22 protein-coding genes are annotated in these 20,627 nt (G+C 72.8%); 19 read left to right on the top strand and 3 right to left on the bottom strand.

Annotation, left to right across the window (positions count from 1 at the left end):
• Window positions 1-20: 20 nt before the first annotated feature.
• On the bottom strand, window positions 21-392 hold the full coding sequence (locus DFQ13_RS28295; protein WP_110081978.1) for a hypothetical protein: 372 nt from the start codon (window positions 390-392) through the stop codon (window positions 21-23).
• A gap of 122 nt (window positions 393-514) precedes the next feature.
• On the opposite strand from DFQ13_RS28295, the gene aroC reads away from it, so the two are divergent.
• From aroC to DFQ13_RS28270, 5 genes are all read left to right on the top strand, one after another.
• Window positions 515-1,705 carry a chorismate synthase gene (gene aroC, locus DFQ13_RS28290; RefSeq protein WP_035280924.1) on the top strand — a complete coding sequence of 397 codons (1,191 nt, stop codon included), beginning with the start codon at window positions 515-517 and terminating at the stop codon, window positions 1,703-1,705.
• The gene (locus DFQ13_RS28285; protein ID WP_110081977.1) at window positions 1,702-2,316 is read left to right on the top strand and encodes a shikimate kinase; all 615 of its coding nucleotides are present in this window, start codon (window positions 1,702-1,704) and stop codon (window positions 2,314-2,316) included. Before aroC ends, DFQ13_RS28285 begins: the two co-directional genes overlap by 4 nt.
• Window positions 2,313-3,422: a 3-dehydroquinate synthase gene (gene aroB / locus DFQ13_RS28280; RefSeq protein WP_084175430.1), complete on the top strand. Its 1,110-nt coding sequence runs from the start codon at window positions 2,313-2,315 to the stop codon at window positions 3,420-3,422. The genes DFQ13_RS28285 and aroB overlap by 4 nt, the downstream gene beginning before the upstream one ends.
• Window positions 3,419-3,850: a type II 3-dehydroquinate dehydratase gene (gene aroQ, locus DFQ13_RS28275; protein ID WP_035280929.1), complete on the top strand. Its 432-nt coding sequence runs from the start codon at window positions 3,419-3,421 to the stop codon at window positions 3,848-3,850. Before aroB ends, aroQ begins: the two co-directional genes overlap by 4 nt.
• Window positions 3,851-4,067: 217 nt before the next feature.
• Window positions 4,068-5,540 carry a glycoside hydrolase family protein gene (locus DFQ13_RS28270; protein WP_325050959.1) on the top strand — a complete coding sequence of 491 codons (1,473 nt, stop codon included), beginning with the start codon at window positions 4,068-4,070 and terminating at the stop codon, window positions 5,538-5,540.
• Between the two features lie 27 nt (window positions 5,541-5,567).
• Here DFQ13_RS28270 and DFQ13_RS28265 read toward each other — a convergent pair whose 3' ends face one another.
• Entirely contained in the window at window positions 5,568-6,020 is a 453-nt protein-coding gene (locus DFQ13_RS28265; protein ID WP_181400180.1) for a B-4DMT family transporter, read from the bottom strand.
• A gap of 136 nt (window positions 6,021-6,156) precedes the next feature.
• Here DFQ13_RS28265 and DFQ13_RS28260 point away from each other — a divergent pair, with 136 nt between their 5' ends.
• The 3 genes from DFQ13_RS28260 to nusB are packed head-to-tail and all read left to right on the top strand — an operon-like array spanning window position 6,157 to window position 8,253.
• Entirely contained in the window at window positions 6,157-7,224 is a 1,068-nt protein-coding gene (locus DFQ13_RS28260) for a M24 family metallopeptidase (RefSeq protein WP_110081975.1), read from the top strand.
• A 44-nt stretch (window positions 7,225-7,268) separates the two neighbouring features.
• On the top strand, window positions 7,269-7,832 hold the full coding sequence (efp, locus tag DFQ13_RS28255; RefSeq protein ID WP_035280935.1) for an elongation factor P: 564 nt from the start codon (window positions 7,269-7,271) through the stop codon (window positions 7,830-7,832).
• Between the two features lies 1 nt (window position 7,833).
• On the top strand, window positions 7,834-8,253 hold the full coding sequence (gene nusB / locus DFQ13_RS28250; RefSeq protein WP_110081974.1) for a transcription antitermination factor NusB: 420 nt from the start codon (window positions 7,834-7,836) through the stop codon (window positions 8,251-8,253).
• Between the two features lie 72 nt (window positions 8,254-8,325).
• Here nusB and bldD read toward each other — a convergent pair whose 3' ends face one another.
• On the bottom strand, window positions 8,326-8,814 hold the full coding sequence (gene bldD / locus DFQ13_RS28245) for a transcriptional regulator BldD (protein WP_018686187.1): 489 nt from the start codon (window positions 8,812-8,814) through the stop codon (window positions 8,326-8,328).
• Between the two features lie 254 nt (window positions 8,815-9,068).
• Here bldD and pyrR point away from each other — a divergent pair, with 254 nt between their 5' ends.
• From pyrR to coaBC, 11 genes are all read left to right on the top strand, one after another.
• Window positions 9,069-9,662, top strand: a complete 594-nt coding sequence (pyrR, locus tag DFQ13_RS28240; RefSeq protein ID WP_110081973.1) for a bifunctional pyr operon transcriptional regulator/uracil phosphoribosyltransferase PyrR — start codon at window positions 9,069-9,071, stop codon at window positions 9,660-9,662.
• Entirely contained in the window at window positions 9,659-10,609 is a 951-nt protein-coding gene (locus DFQ13_RS28235) for an aspartate carbamoyltransferase catalytic subunit (RefSeq protein WP_110081972.1), read from the top strand. Before pyrR ends, DFQ13_RS28235 begins: the two co-directional genes overlap by 4 nt.
• Entirely contained in the window at window positions 10,606-11,901 is a 1,296-nt protein-coding gene (locus DFQ13_RS28230; protein ID WP_110081971.1) for a dihydroorotase, read from the top strand. Before DFQ13_RS28235 ends, DFQ13_RS28230 begins: the two co-directional genes overlap by 4 nt.
• Window positions 11,898-12,428, top strand: a complete 531-nt coding sequence (locus DFQ13_RS28225; protein WP_035280946.1) for a PH-like domain-containing protein — start codon at window positions 11,898-11,900, stop codon at window positions 12,426-12,428. Before DFQ13_RS28230 ends, DFQ13_RS28225 begins: the two co-directional genes overlap by 4 nt.
• Entirely contained in the window at window positions 12,421-13,566 is a 1,146-nt protein-coding gene (carA, locus tag DFQ13_RS28220; protein ID WP_233427511.1) for a glutamine-hydrolyzing carbamoyl-phosphate synthase small subunit, read from the top strand. Before DFQ13_RS28225 ends, carA begins: the two co-directional genes overlap by 8 nt.
• Window positions 13,566-16,877 (top strand): carbamoyl-phosphate synthase large subunit, encoded by a 3,312-nt coding sequence (carB, locus tag DFQ13_RS28215; protein WP_035280948.1) that lies wholly within the window; start codon window positions 13,566-13,568, stop codon window positions 16,875-16,877. The genes carA and carB overlap by 1 nt, the downstream gene beginning before the upstream one ends.
• Window positions 16,874-17,710 carry an orotidine-5'-phosphate decarboxylase gene (gene pyrF / locus DFQ13_RS28210; RefSeq protein ID WP_035280951.1) on the top strand — a complete coding sequence of 279 codons (837 nt, stop codon included), beginning with the start codon at window positions 16,874-16,876 and terminating at the stop codon, window positions 17,708-17,710. The genes carB and pyrF overlap by 4 nt, the downstream gene beginning before the upstream one ends.
• A gap of 401 nt (window positions 17,711-18,111) precedes the next feature.
• Window positions 18,112-18,429, top strand: a complete 318-nt coding sequence (gene mihF, locus DFQ13_RS28205; protein ID WP_035280954.1) for an integration host factor, actinobacterial type — start codon at window positions 18,112-18,114, stop codon at window positions 18,427-18,429.
• A 60-nt stretch (window positions 18,430-18,489) separates the two neighbouring features.
• On the top strand, window positions 18,490-19,050 hold the full coding sequence (gene gmk / locus DFQ13_RS28200; RefSeq protein ID WP_407643220.1) for a guanylate kinase: 561 nt from the start codon (window positions 18,490-18,492) through the stop codon (window positions 19,048-19,050).
• Window positions 19,050-19,334 (top strand): DNA-directed RNA polymerase subunit omega, encoded by a 285-nt coding sequence (gene rpoZ / locus DFQ13_RS28195; protein WP_035281060.1) that lies wholly within the window; start codon window positions 19,050-19,052, stop codon window positions 19,332-19,334. Before gmk ends, rpoZ begins: the two co-directional genes overlap by 1 nt.
• Window positions 19,331-20,590 (top strand): bifunctional phosphopantothenoylcysteine decarboxylase/phosphopantothenate--cysteine ligase CoaBC, encoded by a 1,260-nt coding sequence (gene coaBC, locus DFQ13_RS28190; RefSeq protein WP_110081969.1) that lies wholly within the window; start codon window positions 19,331-19,333, stop codon window positions 20,588-20,590. Before rpoZ ends, coaBC begins: the two co-directional genes overlap by 4 nt.
• Window positions 20,591-20,627: the final 37 nt, after the last annotated feature.

Below are 20,627 nucleotides of genomic sequence, written 5' to 3'. Positions count from 1 at the left end.
CGCCGACACGGGCGCCGGGATCAGCCCGCCGTGTAGTAGTAGTTGTCCGCCACGACCCGCCCGGTGCCGTCCAACGACAGCCGGAACACGTGGAACAGCGACGGGTGCCGCTCGATCCAGGTCACCGCGGTCTCGTAGAGGCTGCTGGTCCCGACCCAGTGCGCGGTGACGACCTCCTTGGGCACGTCGAACCGGCGGGCGGTCGGGAAGGTGAACGTCCGGGCCGTCCTGTCGATCGTGATCTGTCCCATCGCGATCAGGTCCTGCGGGGTGGTCGTCACCACGCCCCGCACCGCCGCGGATGCGGTCGGGGAGGCCGAGGCGGGAGTGGTGAACGCGGCCACGCCGGTCAGGGTCAGAACGGCGGCCAGGGCCGGGATGAGCTTCCACATTCGGCACTCCTGGTTTGTTTGTACCTTTTGTCCATTTTATCAGGTGAGGAGGTGACCGGCGGAGCGTCCAGCCTGCCCGAGGCTGTGCGGGCGGCGCGGGGTTGACATGACAGGATTGCCGCGTGCTGCGTTGGATGACCGCTGGAGAGTCACACGGGCCCGCGCTGGTCGCCGTGCTGGAAGGCATGGTGTCCGGGGTCGAGGTCACCACCTCTGACCTGGGGGAGCAGTTGGCCCGCAGGCGGCTCGGGTTCGGCCGGAGTCCCCGGATGGGCTTCGAGACCGACAAGGTCGACTTCCTCGGCGGCGTGCGGCACGGCCGCACCCAGGGCGGGCCGATCGCGGTGCAGATCGACAACGCCGAGTGGCCCAAGTGGTCCAAGGTCATGGCCGCCGACCCGGTGGACCCGGAGGAACTGGCCGACCTGAGCCGCAACGAGCCGCTCACCCGGCCCCGACCGGGGCACGCGGACCTGCCCGGGATGCAGAAGTACGACTTCCCGGAGGCCCGGCCGGTCCTGGAGCGGGCGAGTGCGCGGGAGACCGCGAGCCGCACCGCGCTGGGCACGGTGGCCAAGGCGTTCCTGCGCCAACTGCTCGGCATCGAGGTGATCAGCCACGTCGTCTCGATCGGCGCGGCCGCCGCGCCGGAGGGGCCGCTGCCCGGACCGGGTGACCTGGCGGCCATCGACGAGAGCCCGGTGCGCTCGTTCAGCCAGGCCGGGACCGACGCCATGGTCGCCGAGGTCGAGGCGGTCAAGAAGGCGGGTGACACCGTCGGCGGGGTCATCGAGGTGATCGCCTACGGGCTGCCGCCGGGCCTGGGCTCGCACGTGCACTGGGACCGGCGGCTGGACTCGCGGCTGGCCGGTGCCCTGATGGGCGTGCAGGCGATGAAGGGCGTGGAGATCGGCGACGGCTTCACCACCGCCCAGCGGTGGGGGAGTGGGGCCCACGACGAGATCGACCGGGACGCGGACGCGGTGTCCGGGGTCAGCAGGCGCTCCAACCGGGCGGGTGGGTTGGAGGGCGGCATCACCAACGGCGAGCCGCTGCGGGTGCGGGTGGCGATGAAGCCGATCTCCACCGTGCCGCGCGCGCTGTCCACCGTCGACGTCGTCACCGGGGAGCCCGCGGTGGCCATCCACCAGCGCTCCGACGTGTGCGCGGTGCCGCGCGCGGGCGTCGTGCTGGAATCGGTGGTGGCCCTGGTGCTGGCCGAGGCGGCGCTGGAGAAGTTCGGCGGCGACTCGCTGCCGGAGACCCGCCGCAACGCCGAGGGGTACCTCGAGGCGCTGCGGAAGCGCTGGTGAGCCCGGTCGCGGTCGTCGTCGGACCGCCGGGGGCGGGCAAGACGACGACCGGTGAGGGCTTGGCCGCGGCGTTGGGCCTGCCGTTCCGCGACACCGACGCGGACATCGTGGCGGGTGCGGGCAAGCCGATCACCGAGATCTTCACCGACGACGGCGAACCCGCGTTCCGCGAACTCGAGGAGCGGGCCGTCGCCGCGGCGCTGGCCGAGCACCCGGGGGTGTTGGCGCTGGGCGGGGGAGCGGTGCTGTCCCGGGCGACCCGGGCGCTGCTGGCCGAGCACACCGTGGTCTTCCTCAACGTCGGCTTCGCCGAGGGGGTCCGCCGCACCGGGCTGTCGGCGGCCCGACCGCTGCTGGTCGGGATCAACCCGAGGGCGCGGTTCCGGGAACTGCTCGACGAGCGCCTGCCGCTCTACCGCGAGGTGGCCACCGTCGAGGTGCTCACCGACGCGCTGACCCCCGACGAGGTCGTCGCCGAACTGGTGGCGTCGCTCCCGGCCCGCCCCGGTGGGCAGGCCGCGGACGGCACCGGACCGACCGCGGACCCCGCCGGACCGACCGCGGGCACGACCGCGGACCAAACCGCAGACCAGACCGAGGAGAGGCGTTGACCGTGCAGCCGGTGCGCATCAGGGTGGCCACCGACCGCCCCTACGACGTGGTGATCGGCAAGGGCCTGCTCGACGAGCTGGTGCAGGCGGTGGCCGGGGCGTCGAAGGTGGCGATCATCCACCAGCCGACCCTGGCCGCGACCGCCGAGGCGACCCGCGAGGAACTGGCCAGGGCGGGGCTGGACGCCCACCGGGTGGAGATCCCCGACGCCGAGGACGGCAAGGCGCTGTCGGTCGCCGCGTTCTGCTGGGAGGTCTTCGGCCGGATGGGCCTGGACCGCCAGGGCGCGGTGCTGGCGCTGGGCGGCGGCGCGGTCACCGACCTGGGCGGCTTCGTCGCGGGCACCTGGATGCGCGGGGTGAAGCTGGTCAACGTGCCGACCACCCTGCTGGGCATGGTCGACGCGGCGGTCGGCGGCAAGACCGGCATCAACACCGACGCGGGCAAGAACCTCGTCGGCGTCATCCACGAACCCTCCGCCGTGCTGGTCGACCTGGCCACCCTGACCACGCTGCCGCGCAACGAACTGGTCGCGGGCATGGCCGAGGTGATCAAGGGTGGCTTCATCGGCGACCCGAAGATCCTCGACCTGATCGAGGCCGACCCGGCCGCCGCCCTCGACCCCGAGGGCGACGTGCTCGCCGACCTGGTCCGCCGCAAGATCCAGGTCAAGGCCGACGTGGTCGCCTCCGACCTGCGCGAGGCCAGCCTGCGCGAATTCCTCAACTACGGCCACACCCTGGCCCACGCCATCGAGCGCCGCGAGCGCTACAAGTGGCGCCACGGCGCCGCGGTCAGCGTCGGCCTGGTCTTCGCCGCCGAACTGGCCCGCCTCGCGGGCAGGCTCGACGACGCCACCGCCGACCGCCACCGCGCCATCCTCACCGCCGTCGGCCTGCCCGTCACCTACGACGCCGACGCGCTGCCCCAGCTCGTCGAGGGGATGCTGACCGACAAGAAGACCAAGTCCGGCGTCCTGCGCTTCGTCGTGCTCGACGGCCTCGCCAAGCCCGCCCGGCTGGAGGGCCCCGACCCGGCGCTGCTGGCCGCGGCCTACTCGGTGGTGGCGACCGAGCAGCCCACGTCCGGGACGGTGCTGCTGTGAGGGTCTTCGTCCTCAACGGCCCCAACCTGGGCAGGCTCGGCACCCGGGAGCCGGAGGTCTACGGCAGCACCACCCACGCCGACCTGGTCGCCCGGTGCGAGGAGACCGGCCGGGAACTGGGCCTCGACGTCACCGTGCGCCAGACCGACCACGAGGGCGAAATGCTCGGCTGGCTGCACGAGGCCGCCGAGCAGTCGGTCCCGGTCGTCCTCAACGCCGCCGCCTGGACCCACTACTCCATCGCCGTCCGCGACGCCGCCGCGCAGCTCACCGCCCCGCTGGTGGAGGTGCACATCTCCAACGTGCACAAGCGCGAGACCTTCCGCCACACCAGCCTCCTCTCCGACATCGCGGTCGGCGTCATAGTCGGCCTCGGCGTCGACGGCTACCCCCTCGCCCTCCGCTGGCTGGCCGACAACACCCGCTGACCTGAGTCGGACAGCACCTGAACTGCGAAAATGGTCCTGGTGGGTCCGGGTGGAGGCGCTGTTCGAGGCTCCCGCGCCCCGTGCCGCAGGGCGGTGGAGGGGCGGTGGGGCGTTCGCCGGTGCCTAGACTGGGCCGGACGCCGACCCCGACGGCGTCCCGGCACGGAGGTCCCCACCGCACATGCCCAGCAGGTTTCGGCGCGTTCGCCATGCCCTCGTGTCCCTGGTCGTGGTGGTCGTCGCGGCGGGCTGCTCGGCGGACGCGGAGGGCGTGACCGAGCGGGGGCCGCAGCGGACCACCGCCGCCCCCGTCCCGGCCGCGCGGGCGGAGGCCGAGCCGGTGCGGTTGGGGACCGACCGGGAGCGGGCCGGCCCGCAGGTGGTGGCGGCGGGCGGTGGGGACGCGGTCTACAACTACGCGCCGACGCTGATGGCCGAGGGCGGTCGGTACCGGATGTGGTGGTGCAGCCAGCTCGGCACCGCCGCCCCACCCGGTGACGACGTCCTGCTGGCCGAGTCGGAGAGGCCGTGGGGCCCGTACAGCGGTCCGGACGGCAGCCCAGGCACCGCGGTGTTCTCCGGCAGCTCCACCGGCTTCGACGGCATGCACACCTGCGACCCGTCGGTGATCAAGGTCGGGGGGACCTACTACCTGTACTACACCGGTGCGGCGGGCCACCACGCCAACGGCAACGCCATCGGCCTGGCCACCAGCCCCGACGGCCGGGTGTGGACCAGGGCCAACGGGGGCGCCCCCATCGTCACCGCCTCCCACGACGTCCTCCGGGACAACGTCTACGGCACCGGCCAACCCGCCGCCACCCACGTCAACGGCTGGTTCTACCTGATGTTCACCGACACCACCGGCCGCGGCGCGGGCTGGAACGGGGCGGGCCAGTTCGTCCTCCGCGCCCGCGACCCCGCCTTCGGCACCGACGTGGAACTCCTCGGCGAGGGCGGCTTCCACCGCACCATGGGCACCGCCGACCGCAGCCGTTCCGTCGTCGACGCGTTCAGCGCCGACCTGATGTGGGTGCCCGCCCTGGGCGCGTTCGCCATCGCGCACGAAACCGCCGACGGCACCAGCCTGACGTTCTGGGACCGCGAGTTCCGCCGCAAGCCCTACACCTCGGTCGTCATCCCCGGCCCGTGGAAGGAGGGCCCCGGCCTCATCCGCACCCCGGAGGGCCACGCCCTGCCGTCCCTGGACGACCCCTGCGACCGGGTCCCGGTCGACCTGGTCCGCGCCACGGTCGACGCGGCGGCCCCCACGGCCCTCAAGTACTTCGGCGCCGACCTCACCGGCACCACAGCCTGCGCCGACGCCGCCCGCGCCCTCAGGGCACTGGAGGGTTTCGCCGTGCCCTCCCCGGAACGCACCATCGACGTGGTCCTGCACGGCAAACTCATCCGGGTCGAACGGCGCTCGGTGGCCGAACGCCTGTCGGTGAAGATCCTCGACCACCGCGTCCCCGCCCTGGACGCGGTCCCGGTGGCTGCCCGCCTCAGCACCGCGGCCGCCGGAATCCAAACCGGCCCCGCCCAGGCGGGCCTCCTCCTGGACGACAAGCGCCTGTGGGCGCTCTCGGACCCGAAGCTGGCCACCCTCAACTCCTCCAAGCTGGCCAAGGTCACCCCCCGGGAGTGGGCCGCCCACCAACGCGGCCCCGACCTGATCGCCCGCCGCTGACCCCCGCCCCAGAGGCGCGCGGACGCCCTAGCCGCGCGGCCGGGGCGACGGTTTCGCCCGCACGGGCTCGTCCTCGTCCTCACGCGGCCGGTCCGGGTCCAAGCGCGGGCCGACCACCAGACCCAACCCGGCCGGAAGCAGCACCAGCAGCGCGCTGAACGCCGCACCCCCGGTCAGCGCCCCGCCCAGCGCACTGACCCCGGTCTGATCGACGAAGATCCCCCGCCCGATCACCTGCAGCACCGCCGACCCCACACCCGCGACCAGCGCGGCGACCACCCAGGCCGTCACCCGCTCCGGCACCTGCCGCCACCCGTCGACGGCGGCCCACACGGCGGCAACGCCCACCAGGACCCCGAGCGAGATCGCCTCCACCACCGACTGGCCGGTCGGGTTCCCCGCCTTCACCGCGGCCACGACCACAGCCACGACGGCATGGACAACGGCCAGCACGGCCCCGCGCACCACCCACAGACGCATTCCCGCAGCGTAAGCCCGTCGCCGCGGCGGGTGCCAGCGCGCCCGTCCCGCCCGCCCCGCCTCCGACCGCCCCCGCGCCGCCGTCCCGGCGGCAGAGCGCGCCACCGCACCGGCCTGCTCGTCCTAAGCTCTCCCCATGGCTGTGCACGCGCGGCGGCGGGACGCCCTCCGGAAGGAACTCAGTGACCGTGGCCTGGACGGGCTGCTGGTCACCGACCTGCTCAACATCCGGTACCTGACCGGTTTCACCGGCTCCAACGCCGCCCTCCTGGTCACCCATTCGGAGGAGACGACCCTCTTCTGCACCGATAGCCGCTACACCGAGCAGTCCGCGTCCCAGGTGCCCGACCTCGCCAAGGTGATCGACCGCGCCAGCGCCCTCGCCCTGGCCGACAAGGCTTCCGGTGCCGTCGGTTTCGAGAGCCAGCACGTGACCGTCGACGGCCACGACGCCCTCGCAGGCGCCACGCGGGCCACGTTGACCAGGGCGCCGAACCTGGTCGAGGGGTTGCGGCTGGTCAAGGACGAGACCGAGGTGGACGCGCTGCGCCGGGCCTGCGCCGCCGCCGACAACGCCCTCGCCGACCTCGTCGAGGCGGGCGGCCTCGTCGGGCGCTCCGAGAAGGAGGTGGCCCGAGACCTGGAGAACCGGATGCGCGACCACGGCGCGGAGGGGCCGTCCTTCGAGTCGATCGTGGCCACCGGGGCGCACTCCGCGATCCCGCACCACCGGCCGACCGACGCCGTCCTCGCCGCCGGGGACTTCCTCAAGCTCGACTTCGGGGCGCTCGTCGACGGCTACCACTCCGACATGACCCGCACCCTGGTGCTCACCCGGGCCGCCGACTGGCAGCGCGACCTGTACGGCCTCGTCGCCCGGTCGCAGGCCGCCGGGGTCGCCGCGCTCGCGCCGGGGGTGCCCACCCGCGACGTCGACCGGGCGGCCCGGGGGGTGATCGAGGACGCCGGGCGCGGGGAGGAGTTCCTGCACGGGCTCGGGCACGGCGTGGGTTTGCAGGTCCATGAGGCGCCGAGCCTGGCCAAGACCTCGGTGGGTACACTTTCCGCCGGAATGGCGGTCACCGTCGAACCGGGTGTGTACGTGTCCGGCAAGGGCGGGGTCCGCATCGAGGACACGCTCGTCGTGCGGGACGCCGGTCCCGAACTCCTCACGCTGACCACCAAGCAGCTCATGGTCGTCTAGACAGCGACCATCAACGCGCGCGGATAACAGGAGATCGGAAGCAAGTGGCCTCGACCAACGACCTGAAGAACGGCCTGGTGCTCAACATCGAGGGCCAGCTCTGGACCGTCACCGAGTTCCAGCACGTCAAGCCCGGCAAGGGGCCCGCGTTCGTCCGGACCAAGCTCAAGCACGTCATGACCGGCAAGGTCGTCGACAAGACCTTCAACGCCGGGGTCAAGGTCGACACGGCCACCGTGGACCGCCGGGAGATGACCTACCTCTACAACGACAGTTCCGAGTTCGTCTTCATGGACGGCGACACCTTCGAGCAGATCTCCATCGCCGCCGAGGTCGTGGCCGAGCAGGCGCGGTTCCTGCTGGAGAACGGGACCGCGGTGGTGTCCTCGCACGAGGGCGTGCCGCTGTTCATCGAGCTGCCCACCTCGGTCGAGCTGGTCATCGAGCACACCGACCCGGGCCTGCAGGGCGACCGCTCCACCGGCGGCACCAAGCCCGCCAAGCTGGAGACCGGCGCGGAGATCCAGGTGCCGCTGTTCGTCACCACCGGCGAGAAGGTCAAGGTCGACACCCGCGACGGGCGCTACCTCGGCCGCGTCAGCAGCTGACGTGGGTGCTCGCAGCAAGGCCCGCAAGCGCGCCGTCGACCTGCTCTTCGAGGCCGCGGTGCGCAAGGCCGACCCGGTCACCATCATGGCCGACCGGGTCGGCTCCCCGGACGTGCCGCCGGTCAACGACTACACCGTCACCCTGGTCGAGGGCGTGACCACCCACCAGGCCCGGATCGACGAACTGCTCACCGAGCACGCCGAGGGCTGGTCGCTGGCCCGGATGCCCGCCGTCGACCTCGCGGTGCTGCGGCTGGGCCTCTACGAACTGCTCTGGGCCACCGACGTGCCCGACGCGGTGGCCATCGACGAGGCCGTGCAGTTGGCGAAGTCGCTGTCGACCGACGACTCGCCCCGGTTCGTCAACGGGGTGCTCGGTCGGATCGCGGGCATCGCCGACCGGCTCCGCGCCACCCTGTAGGTCCCCGCCGAACGGCGAAGACGCCCCACGCGCAGCATCCCCGTCTGCGCGTGCGGCGTCCCGCCGTCGACCCTAGTCCTCTTTCGAGGGGCGTGCCTCGGGAGGAAGCACCCCCCAGTCGATGAGCTGCTCGGTCAGCTCGCCGGGGGTCATGTCGTAGATGATCGCCAGCGACCGCAGGTCCTCGGTGCGGATGGACAGCACCTTGCCGTTGTAGTCGCCGCGCTGGCTCTGGATGGTCGCCGCGTAGCGGGCCAGCGGGCCCACCTTCTCCGCGGGCAGCTGTTGCAGCCGCTCCAGGTTGATCACGATCTTGGTGGCGGGTTCGGCACCGGAGGGCACCCGGCCCTCTGGCAGCAGTTCCACCACGGGCACGCCGTAGAAGTCGGCCAGCTCGGCCAGCTTCTGCACGGTCACCGCCCGGTCGCCGCGCTCGTAGGAGCCGACCACGACTGCCTTCCAGCGGCCGCCCGACTTCTGCTCGACGCCGTGCAACGACAGCCCCTGCTGCTGGCGGATGGCACGGAGCTTGGCTCCCAGCGCCTTGGCGTAGTCGCCCATACGGCGGTTCTCCATTTCCTTCGCCCCGTCGGCGCTATCGACCGACGCGGGGATCTTCACCTCAACACGCAGAGTAATGGTTACCCAGAGTTGCCAGCAGGTCAAGCCAATCCGGCGACCGGGCGTCGTCCAGCCCACACGGACCACCCCTTCGAACCCCTGCCGAAGCCTGATACGGTCGCCACGACCCCTGGTCAGGGGATCGACCGACATCCTTTAAGGACCCGTCCGGTGAGGCGGGGAAGGAGTCCACCGTGCCGCCGCGAGACCGTGGCGCGCCGGAACCGGCCGGGCAGCGCGAGCTGCTGACGGCGGGCGACGTCGCGCGCACCATCGCCCGAATGGCCCATCAGGTCATCGAGAAGACGTCGCTCGGTGCTTCCGGCGCACCGCCGGTCGTGCTGCTGGGCATCCCCACCAGGGGCGCCCCGCTGGCCGCCAGGCTCGCCGCCCGGATCGCCGAGTTCTCCGGTGTGACCGTGCCCACCGGCACCCTCGACATCACCCTCTACCGCGACGACCTGCGCAGGCGCCCGACCCGCCCGCTGGGCGAGACCGCGCTGCCGCAGGGCGGGATCGACAAGGCCCTGGTCGTGCTGGTCGACGACGTGCTGTTCTCCGGGCGGACCATCCGCGCGGCGCTCGACGCGCTGCGCGACGCCGGTGGCCGCCCGCGGGCGGTGCAGCTCGCCGTGCTGGTCGACCGGGGGCACCGCGAGCTGCCGATCCGCGCGGACTACGTGGGCAAGAACGTGCCCACCGCGCGCGCCGAGGAGGTGCACGTCCTGCTGACCGAGACCGACGACCGCGACGGCGTGCTGCTGCACCGGGAGGGGGAGTCCGGGTGAAGCACCTGCTGGGCACCGACGGCCTCGACCGCGACACCGCGCTGGCCGTGCTCGACACCTCCGACGGCCTCAAGCGGACCCTGCTGGGCCGCGAGGTGCGCAAGCTGCCGACGCTGCGCGGCCGCACGGTGATCACCATGTTCTACGAGAACTCCACCCGCACCCGGGTCTCCTTCGAGATCGCCGGGAAGTGGATGAGCGCCGATGTGGTGAACGTCTCCGCGGGCGGGTCCTCGGTCGGCAAGGGCGAGTCGTTGCGCGACACCGCGCTGACCCTGGCCGCCGCGGGCGCCGACTGCGTGATCGTGCGGCACCCGGCCTCGGGTGCCGCGCACCGGCTGGCGGGCTGGCTGGCCGAGGCCGGGACCAGCGTGGTGAACGCGGGCGACGGCACCCACGAGCACCCCACCCAGGCCCTGCTCGACGCCGCGACCCTGCGGGACCGGCTCGGCGACGTCGAGGGCAGGCGGATCGGCGTGGTCGGCGACGTGCTGCACAGCCGGGTCGCCCGCTCCAACGTGCACCTGCTGACGACGCTGGGCGCCGAGGTCGTGCTGGTCGCGCCGCCGACCCTGCTGCCGACCGGCGTCGCCGACTGGTCGGTGGGCGACGCCGGGTCGCTGGTGGTCAGCCACGAGCTGGACCCGGAGCTGCCGACGCTGGACGCGGTGATGATGCTGCGGGTGCAGGCCGAGCGGATGCACGGCGGCTTCTTCCCGTCGGCGCGCGAGTACGCGATCGCCTACGGGCTCAGCGAGAACCGGTTGCGGCTGCTGCCGGAGCACGCGCCGGTGCTGCACCCGGGGCCGATGCTGCGCGGCATGGAGATCTCGGCCGCGGTGGCGGACTCCCCGCGTGCGGCCATCACCCAGCAGGTGACCAACGGCGTGCACGTCCGGATGGCCGTGCTCTACCACCTGCTCGCCGGAGAAGAGGACGGGTCATGACCACGCTGCTCATCCGCGGCGCCACGCCGTACGGCGAGGGCGGCCCGGTCGACGTCCTGGTGCGCGACGGCGTGATCCGGGAGATCGCCGACCGGGTCGACGCCGACGCCGGGACCGAGGTGCTGGACGCGGGCGGGCTGGTCGCCCTGCCCGGGTTCGTCGACCTGCACACGCACCTGCGCGAACCCGGCCGCGAGGACACCGAGACCATCGAGACCGGCTCCCGGGCCGCCGCGCTGGGCGGGTACACCGCCGTGTTCGCCATGGCCAACACCGACCCGGTGGCCGACAACGCCGTGGTGGTCGAGCACGTGTGGCGGCGCGGCCGGGAGGTCGGGCTGGTCGACGTGCACCCGGTCGGCGCGGTCACCGTCGGGCTCAAGGGGGAGCGGCTGGCCGAGCTGGGCACGATGGCCCGGTCCGCGGCGGGCGTGCGGATCTTCTCCGACGACGGCCTGTGCGTGGCCGACCCGCTGATCATGCGCCGGGCGCTGGAGTACACGAAGGCCCTCGACGCGGTCATCGCCCAGCACGCCGAGGAGCCGAGGCTGACCGTCGGCGCGCAGGCGCACGAGGGCGAGCAGGCCGCGCGGCTGGGCCTGGCGGGCTGGCCCGCGGTGGCCGAGGAGTCGATCGTGGCCCGCGACTGCCTGCTGGCCCGGCACGTCGGCGCCCGGCTGCACGTCTGCCACGTCTCCACCGCGGGCACCGCCGAGGTGCTGCGCTGGGCCAAGGGGCGGGGCACCCGGGTCTCCGCCGAGGTCACCCCGCACCACCTGCTGCTCGACGACTCGCGGCTGAGCACCTACGACCCGGTGAACAAGGTCAACCCGCCGCTGCGCACCGCGACCGACGCCGCCGCGCTGCGCGCCGCCCTCGCCGACGGCACGGTGGACTGCGTGGCCACCGACCACGCCCCGCACGCGAGCCAGGACAAGGACTGCGAGTGGTCCGCCGCCCGGCCCGGGATGCTCGGGTTGCAGACCGCGCTGCCGATCGTGGTGCAGACCATGGTCAACCCCGGGCTGCTGGACTGGCGCGGGGTCGCGCGGGTGATGAGCGAGCGCCCCGCCGAGATCGCCGGGCTGCCCGACCAGGGCAGGCCGATCGCCGTGGGCGAGCCCGCGACGCTGACCCTGGTCGACCCGGCGGGCCGCTGGACCGTGCGTGGCGCGGACCTGGCCAGCGTCGCCGCCAACACCCCCTACGAGGGCATGGAGCTGCCCGGCGCGGTGGTCGCCACCGTGCTGCGCGGTGCCCTCACCGCCCGGGACGGGAAGGCCGCGAAGTGAACCGCCTCGGCCTGACCCTGCTGTTCCTGGCCGTGTTCGCGCTGCTGGTCGCCCTGATGTGGTGGGGCTACCGCAACCGGCGCAAGCGCCAGGCCGACCTGCCCGCCTTCCCGGCTGTCCCCGAGGGGCTGCTGGAACAGGTTCGCGGGGGCAAGACCGAACCACTGCTGCCGCCGAGCACCGGCGTCTACGCCAGCACGGTGACCGACCGGAGCTGGCAGGACCGGGTGGCCGTCGGCGACGTCGGCTTCCGCGCCGACGCCACCGCCCACCTGCTGCCCGGCGGCCTGCTGTTCGACCGCACCGGCGCCACCCCGGTCTGGATACCGGCGGAGTCGGTGCGCGCCGCGCGCACCGAGGCCGGGATCGCCGGGAAGGTGATGGGCGGCGGCGGCCTGCTGGTGGTCCGCTGGGCGGTCGGCGGGCACGAGTTCGACACCGGCTTCCGAGCCGACGACAAGGACGACTACGACACGTGGGTGCCGGCCATCGGCGCGCTGAACCCGGAGGTGGCAAACGGTGAGTGAAGCCCGGCTGACCAAGATTTCCGACCACGCCCCCGCCGCGCTGGTCCTGGAGGACGGGCGCGTCTTCCCCGGCGAGGCCTACGGCGCCACCGGGGAGAGCTTCGGCGAGGTGGTGTTCTGCACCGCCATGACCGGCTACCAGGAGACCCTGACCGACCCCTCCTACCACCGGCAGATCGTGGTGCAGACCGCCCCGCAGATCGGCAACACCGGCTGGAACGACGAGGACGACGAGTCCTCCCGCATCTGGGTGTCCGGCTACGTCGTGCGCGACCCCGCCCGCACCCCGTCGAACTGGCGGTCCACCCGGACCCTGGACGACGCGCTGGTCGACGGCGGGGTGGTCGGCGTCAGCGGCGTCGACACCCGGTCGCTGACCCGGCACCTGCGCGAGCGCGGCGCCATGCGCGCCGGGGTGTTCTCCGGCGAGGCGCTGCGCGACCGCGACGCGATGGTCGCCAGGGTGCGCGAGGCCCAGGGGATGGTCGGCGCCGCGCTGGCCGACGAGGTGAGCACCGCCACCGGCTACGTGGTCCCGGCCGAGGGCGAGCGCCGCTTCCGGGTGGCCGCGCTGGACCTGGGCATCAAGTCCAACACCCCCAGGATGCTGGCCGCGCGCGGGATCGAGACGCACGTGCTGCCGTCGACGACGAGCCTGGACGACCTGCTCGCGGTCGAGGCCGACGGGGTGTTCCTGTCCAACGGCCCCGGCGACCCGGCCACCGCCGAGCACCCGGTGGCGCTGACCAGGGCGGTCCTCGAGCGGCGCATCCCGCTGTTCGGCATCTGCTTCGGCAACCAGATCCTCGGCCGCGCCCTGGGCCTGGACACCTACAAGCTGCGCTACGGCCACCGCGGGGTCAACATCCCGGTGATCGACGTGGCGACCGGCTCGGTGGCGATCACCTCGCAGAACCACGGGTTCGCCATCCGGGGCGAGGTCGGCAAGCCGTTCGACACCCCGTTCGGCGCCGCCGAGGTCAGCCACTACTGCCCCAACGACGGCTGCGTGGAGGGCGTGCGCGCGCTCGACGTGCCCGCCTTCTCCGTGCAGTACCACCCCGAGGCCGCCGCGGGCCCGCACGACGCGGCGGACCTGTTCGACCGGTTCGCAGACCTGATGGAGGGCAACCGCTGATGGCCAAGCGCGAGGACATCAAGCACGTGCTGGTGATCGGCTCCGGCCCGATCGTCATCGGCCAGGCGTGCGAGTTCGACTACTCCGGCACCCAGGCGTGCCGGGTGCTGCGCGAGGAGGGCCTGCGGGTCAGCCTGGTGAACTCCAACCCGGCGACGATCATGACCGACCCGGAGTTCGCCGACGCCACCTACATCGAGCCGATCACCGTGGAGTTCGTGGAGAAGGTGATCGCGGCCGAGCGCCCCGACGCCATCCTGGCGACCCTGGGCGGGCAGACCGCGCTCAACACCGCCGTTGCGCTGCACGAGCGCGGGGTGTTGCAGAAGTACGGCGTGGAGCTGATCGGCGCCGACATCGACGCCATCCAGCGCGGCGAGGACCGGCAGAAGTTCAAGGACATCGTCGCCGACGTCGGCGCCGAGACCCCGCGCAGCCGGGTCTGCCACTCGATGGAGGAGGTCCGCGAGACCGTCGCCGAGCTGGGCCTGCCGGTGGTCATCCGGCCGTCGTTCACCATGGGCGGCCTCGGGTCCGGCATGGCGCACACCCCGGAGGACCTGGAGCGGCTGGCCTCGACCGGGCTCACCGAGTCCCCGGTGACCGAGGTGCTGATCGAGGAGAGCGTGCTCGGCTGGAAGGAGTACGAGCTGGAGCTGATGCGCGACAAGCACGACAACGTCGTGGTCATCTGCTCCATCGAGAACATCGACCCGATGGGCGTGCACACCGGCGACTCGGTGACCGTGGCCCCGGCGATGACCCTGACCGACCGCGAGTACCAGCATATGCGCGACGTCGGCATCGACGTGCTGCGCGCGGTGGGCGTGGACACCGGCGGCTGCAACATCCAGTTCGCGATCAACCCGGCCGACGGCCGGATGGTCGTCATCGAGATGAACCCGCGGGTGTCGCGGTCCTCGGCGCTGGCGTCGAAGGCCACCGGCTTCCCGATCGCCAAGATCGCCGCCAAGCTGGCCATCGGCTACACCCTCGACGAGATCACCAACGACATCACCCGCGAGACCCCCGCCTCGTTCGAGCCCACGCTCGACTACGTGGTGGTCAAGGTGCCGCGGTTCGCCTTCGAGAAGTTCCCCGGCGCCGACACCACGCTGACCACGACCATGAAGTCGGTCGGCGAGGCCATGTCCATCGGCCGCAACTTCCCCGAGGCGCTGGGCAAGGCGCTGCGCTCGATGGAGACCAAGGCCGCCGGGTTCTGGACCACCCCCGACCCGGCCGAGGCCACCGCCGAGTCCACACTGGACGCCCTGCGCACCGCGCACGACGGCCGCCTCTACACCGCGGAGCGCGCGCTGCGCCTGGGCGCGAGCGTCGAGCAGGTGCACGAGGCCTCCGGCATCGACCCGTGGTTCCTCGACCAGGTCGTCGCGCTGATCGAGCTGCGCGACGAGATCGCGGGCGCCCCCGTGCTCGACGGGACCCTGCTGCGCCGGGCCAAGCGCTCGGGCTTCTCCGACCGCCAGGTCGCCGCGCTGCGCCCGGAGCTGGCAGGCGAGGACGGCGTGCGCGCGCTGCGCCACCGGCTGGGCGTGCGCCCGGTCTACAAGACCGTCGACACCTGCGCGGCGGAGTTCGCCGCCACCACCCCGTACCACTACTCCGCCTACGAGCTCGACCCCGAGGCGGAGTCGGAGGTCGCCCCGCAGCCCGACCGGCCCAAGGTGCTGATCCTGGGCTCCGGGCCCAACCGCATCGGGCAGGGCATCGAGTTCGACTACTCGTGCGTGCACGCGGCCATGGCGCTGCGCGAGGCCGGGTACGAGACGGTGATGGTCAACTGCAACCCGGAGACCGTCTCCACCGACTACGACACCTCCGACCGGCTCTACTTCGAGCCGCTCACCTTCGAGGACGTGCTGGAGGTCGTGCACTCCGAGCGCCAGTCCGGCACCGTCGCGGGCGTGGTCGTGCAGCTCGGCGGGCAGACCCCGCTGGGGCTGGCGCAGCGGCTGGCCGACGCGGGCGTGCCGATCGTGGGCACCCCGCCGGAGGCCATCCACCTGGCCGAGGACCGGGGCGCGTTCGGCCAGGTGCTGACCGACGCGGGCCTGCCCGCGCCCAAGTACGGCACCGCCACCTCCTTCCCCGGCGCCAAGCGGATCGCCGACGAGATCGGCTACCCGGTGCTGGTCCGACCCTCCTACGTGCTCGGCGGGCGCGGCATGGAGATCGTCTACGACGAGCAGTCGCTGGCCGGGTACATCGAGCGCGCCACCGAGGTCTCCCCGGAGCACCCGGTGCTGGTCGACCGGTTCCTCGACGACGCGATCGAGATCGACGTGGACGCGCTCTGCGACGGCACCGAGGTCTACCTCGGCGGGGTCATGGAGCACATCGAGGAGGCCGGTATCCACTCCGGCGACTCGGCCTGCGCGCTGCCGCCGATCACCCTGGGCCGCGCCGACCTGGAGGCGGTCCGCCGCTCCACCGAGGCCATCGCGCACGGCGTCGGCGTCCGCGGCCTGCTCAACGTGCAGTACGCGCTCAAGGACGACGTGCTCTACGTGCTGGAGGCGAACCCGCGGGCCAGCCGCACGGTGCCGTTCGTGTCCAAGGCGACGGCCGCGCCGCTGGCCAAGGCCGCCGCCCGGATCATGCTCGGCGCCACCATCGCCGACCTGCGCGCCGAGGGCCTGCTCAACGCCGAGGGCGACGGCGCGGAGCTGCCGGAGGGGGCGCCGGTGGCGGTCAAGGAGGCCGTGCTGCCGTTCCACCGGTTCCGCACCAAGGAGGGCCACGGCATCGACTCGCTGCTGAGCCCGGAGATGAAGTCCACCGGCGAGGTCATGGGCATCGACGCCTCCTTCGGCAAGGCGTTCGCCAAGTCCCAGACCGCCTCCTACGGTTCGCTGCCCACCTCGGGCCGGGCGTTCGTGTCGGTGGCCAACCGGGACAAGCGGGCGATCGTGTTCCCGGTGAAGCGGTTGGCGGACCTGGGCTTCGAGATCCTGGCGACCTCGGGCACCGCGCAGGTGCTGCGCCGCAACGGAATCCCGTGCACGGAGGTGCGCAAGCACTTCGAGGGCGCGGACAACATCGTCGACCTGATCCGCGCGGGCGAGGTGGCCATGGTCATCAACACCCCGTACGGCAACCACGGGCCGAGGGTGGACGGCTACGAGATCCGCACGGCGGCGGTGTCGCGCGACATCCCGTGCGTCACCACCATCCAGGGCGCGGCGGCGGCGGTGCACGGCATCGAGGCGCTGATCCGCGACGACATCGGCGTGCGGCCGTTGCAGGAGTTGCAGGCCGCCCTGCGCGCGGAGATGGCGCAGCGGTGAGCGGGCAGCACTTCGGCGCCCGGCTGACCGGGGCCACGGCCGCGCGGGGTCCGCTGTGCGCGGGCATCGACCCGCACCCCGGGCTGCTCGACGCCTGGGGCCTGCCGCGCGACGCCGCCGGGCTGGAGCGGTTCGCCCTGACCTGCGTGGAGGCGCTGGCCGGGGTGGTGGCCGTGCTCAAGCCGCAGTCGGCGTTCTTCGAGGCGTACGGCTCCAGGGGCGTGGCGGTGCTGGAGCGGGTGATCGCCGAGTCGCGGGCGGCGGGCGCGCTGGTGCTGCTCGACGTCAAGCGCGGCGACATCGGCTCCACCATGGCCGCCTACGCCCAGGCCTACCTCGCCGACGGCTCGCCGCTGGCGGCCGACGCGGTCACGCTGTCGCCGTTCCTGGGCTTCGGCTCGCTCGACCCGGCGCTGGACCTGGCCGCGCGGACCGGTCGGGGCGTGTTCGTGCTGGCGCGGACCTCCAACAGCGAGGGCGCGTCGGTGCAGCGCGCGGTGGACGGCGGCGGGCGCACGGTCGCGCAGGCCGTCGTCGACGCCGCCGCCGCCCGCAACGCCGGGGCCGCCCCGCTCGGCTCGGTCGGCCTGGTCGTGGGCGCGACCGTGGGCAACAGCGGTCTGGACCTCTCCGCGCTCAACGGCCCGGTCCTGGCCCCCGGCCTGGGGGCCCAGGGTGCGGGCCCGGCCGACCTGCGGGCCGTCTTCGGCGCCGCGCTGCCGCACGTGCTGCCCGCCAGCTCGCGCGACATCCTCCGGCACGGGCCCGACGTCCCGGCCCTGCGCGACGCCGCCCTGCGCGTCCGCGACTCCCTGGTGGCCGCCGCGGGCTGATCCCAGGCGCGATTTCGCGACGTTCGCGGGAAGTTCCACGTGCCGTGTCCGAGTTGCCCCGGAAGGTCCCTTCTCGGACCTCCCGGGGCTTCCGCACGCCCACGCAGCGTTGTCGCAGGTCGGAGGGGTTGGGCTGACCGAGTGTGCCCGGGGGCCTGCGGAAAGTGGCGCCCGCGACACTTTCGCCCCCCGCAGTCGCCCGAGCGCGCTCCGTCACCGCCGCAACCGGCTCCGGCGCGCTATGATCGTCGCAGGTCACAGCCTCGACGTCACTGTTCGTTGATCAACTTCTGGGCTCCGGTCACGGTCCGCACAGGGCGACCCGCGTTGTCCTCGCAGGCCAGGGGTCGGTAACGTCGCGGCACCGATCCGGAAGAAATCCCACCCCCACGGAGGAAATCGTGGCCCTTCCCCAGCTGACCGAGGAGCAGCGGGCCGCAGCGCTGGAGAAGGCGGCTGCCGCCCGTCGTGCGCGAGCCGAACTCAAGGAGCGTCTGAAGCGAGGTGGCACCACCCTCAAGGAGGTGCTGACTCAGTCCGACAACGACGAGGTCCTGGGCAAGATGAAGGTCACCGCACTGCTGGAGGCCCTGCCGGGCGTCGGCAAGGTGCGGGCCCAGCAGATCATCGAGCGCCTCGAGATCGCGCCGAGCCGTCGTCTTCGCGGCCTCGGTGACCGCCAGCGCAAGGCCTTGCTGGCCGAGTTCAGCGGCGAGTGAGTGAGCCGCTCAACAGGCTCTGAGCCGAGGCCGGGCAACACCCGGCCTCGGCTCACTGTTGTGTCCGGGCCCTCGGGCGTGGGCAAGTCGAGCGTGGTCGCCGTGCTGCGCGCGCTGCACCCCGGGGTCTACTTCAGCGTCTCGGTGACGACGCGGGAGCCCCGGCCCGGCGAGGTGGACGGCAAGCACTACCACTTCATCGACAAGGCCGAGTTCGACCGGCTCGCCGCGGCCGGTGAGCTGCTGGAGCACGCCGAGTACGCGGGCAACCACTACGGCACCCCGCGCGCCGCGGTCGAGGCCGCTTTGGCGGCGGGGCGGCCCGCGGTGCTGGAGATCGAACTGCAGGGCGCCCGCCAGGTGCGGGTGGCCATGCCTGAGGCCCAGCTCGTCATGCTGGTGCCCCCGTCCTGGGAGACCCTGGTCACCCGGCTGGTCGGACGCGGAACCGAGGACGAGGCGCTGATCGCCAAGCGGCTGGCCGTCGCCAAGGACGAGCTGGCCGCCGAATCCGAGTTCGACGCGGTCGTGGTGAACAGCGACGTGGAGGTCGCGGCCCGCGAGTTGCTAACCTGGGTACTCACAGACTCAACCAAACTAGGTGCGGAGCGTTGCGAGTGATCACCCCTACAGAGCTGGGCCCCCTGGGCGAGCCGTCGACCGTTCTCGAGGGCATCACCAACCCCCCGATCGACGACCTGCTCGAGAAGGTCAGCTCGAAGTACGCGCTGGTGATCTACGCCGCCAAGCGCGCCCGCCAGATCAACGACTACTACGCCCAGCTCGGCGAGGGCCTGCTGGAGTACGTCGGCCCGCTGGTGGAGCCGGGTCCTCGGGAGAAGCCGCTGTCCATCGCCCTGCGCGAGATCCACGCGGGCCTGCTCGAGCACACCGAGGGCGAGTGACCCACCGGCCCCGTGTCGTCCTTGGCGTCGGCGGCGGTATCGCCGCGTACAAGGCGTGCGAGGTCCTGCGCGGGCTGACCGAGAGTGGGCACGACGTGCGCGTCGTGCCCACCGAGGCGGCCCTGCGCTTCGTCGGCGCGGCGACGTTCGAGGCGCTGTCGGGCAACAGGGTGCACACCGGCGTGTTCGCCGACGTGCCCGAGGTGCCGCACGTGCGGTTGGGCCAGGAGGCCGACCTGGTGCTGGTCGTGCCGGCCACGGCCGACCTGCTGGCCAAGGCGGCGCACGGCCTCGCCGACGACCTGCTCACCAACACCCTGCTCACCGCGCGCTGCCCGGTGCTGCTGGTGCCCGCGATGCACACCGAGATGTGGGAGCACGCGGCCACCCGGGCCAACGTGGCCACGCTGCGCTCGCGCGGCACGGTCGTCGTCGAGCCCGCCAGCGGTCGGCTCACCGGCAAGGACACCGGCAAGGGCAGGCTGCCCGACCCGGCCGAGATCGTCGACCTGGCCCGGCTGCTGCTGGCCCGCCCGGACGCGCTGCCGCGCGACCTCGACGGCCTGCACGTGGTCGTCTCCGCGGGCGGCACGCGCGAACCGCTGGACCCGGTGCGCTGGCTGGGCAACCGGTCCTCGGGCAAGCAGGGCTACGCGCTGGCCCGCACCGCCGCCCAGCGCGGCGCCCGGGTCACCCTGGTCTCCGCGCACACCCAAGCGCTGCCCGAGCCCGCGGGCGTCGAGGTGGTGCACGTGGGCACCGCCGCGCAGTTGCGCGAGGCGGTGCACCTGGCCGCCGAGAGCGCCGACGTGGTGGTGATGGCCGCCGCGGTGGCCGATTTCCGCCCGGTCGACCGGGCCGACTTCAAAATCAAGAAATCCGACCGCGACCCCGACCCGATCGCCCTGACCCGCAACCCCGACGTGCTCGCCGAACTGGTCGAGACCCGGCGCGGGGTGGCGGGTTCACGACAGGTGATCGTCGGTTTCGCCGCGGAGACCGGCAGCGGCGGCCCGGACGGCGCCGACGTGCTGGACCTCGCCCGCGCCAAGTTGGCCCGCAAGGGGTGCGACCTGTTGGTGGTCAACGCGGTCGGCGAGGGCAAGGCGTTCGAGACCGAGGACAACGCGGGCTGGCTCTTGGGTGCCGACGGCACGGAAAGTCCGATAGAACTGGGGTCGAAGGCGAAGCTGGCGACCGAAGTGTGGGACGCGGTCGGTCATTTGCGCCTGCGTTGCGGGGATGCGCCAGGCTGAGCCACAACAAACCTGACGGAACAATCGGAACTGAGTG

The sequence above is a fragment of the Actinokineospora spheciospongiae genome, from assembly GCF_003182415.1.
Lineage (GTDB): Bacteria > Actinomycetota > Actinomycetes > Mycobacteriales > Pseudonocardiaceae > Actinokineospora > Actinokineospora spheciospongiae.
The sequence above is the reverse complement of the archived record's forward strand: the minus strand, read 5'-3'. Positions and strand labels throughout refer to the sequence as shown.

What these genes read in the sequence shown, in the direction of transcription:
- DFQ13_RS28295 (WP_110081978.1), bottom strand. Translation starts at nt 392, where the DNA reads ATGTGGAAGCTCATCCCGGCCCTGGCCGCCGTTCTGACCCTGACCGGC.
- DFQ13_RS28265 (WP_181400180.1), bottom strand. Translation starts at nt 6,020, where the DNA reads ATGCGTCTGTGGGTGGTGCGCGGGGCCGTGCTGGCCGTTGTCCATGCC.
- DFQ13_RS28260 (WP_110081975.1), top strand. Translation starts at nt 6,157, where the DNA reads ATGGCTGTGCACGCGCGGCGGCGGGACGCCCTCCGGAAGGAACTCAGT.
- bldD (WP_018686187.1), bottom strand. Translation starts at nt 8,814, where the DNA reads ATGGGCGACTACGCCAAGGCGCTGGGAGCCAAGCTCCGTGCCATCCGC.
- DFQ13_RS28230 (WP_110081971.1), top strand. Translation starts at nt 10,606, where the DNA reads ATGACCACGCTGCTCATCCGCGGCGCCACGCCGTACGGCGAGGGCGGC.
- carB (WP_035280948.1), top strand. Translation starts at nt 13,566, where the DNA reads ATGGCCAAGCGCGAGGACATCAAGCACGTGCTGGTGATCGGCTCCGGC.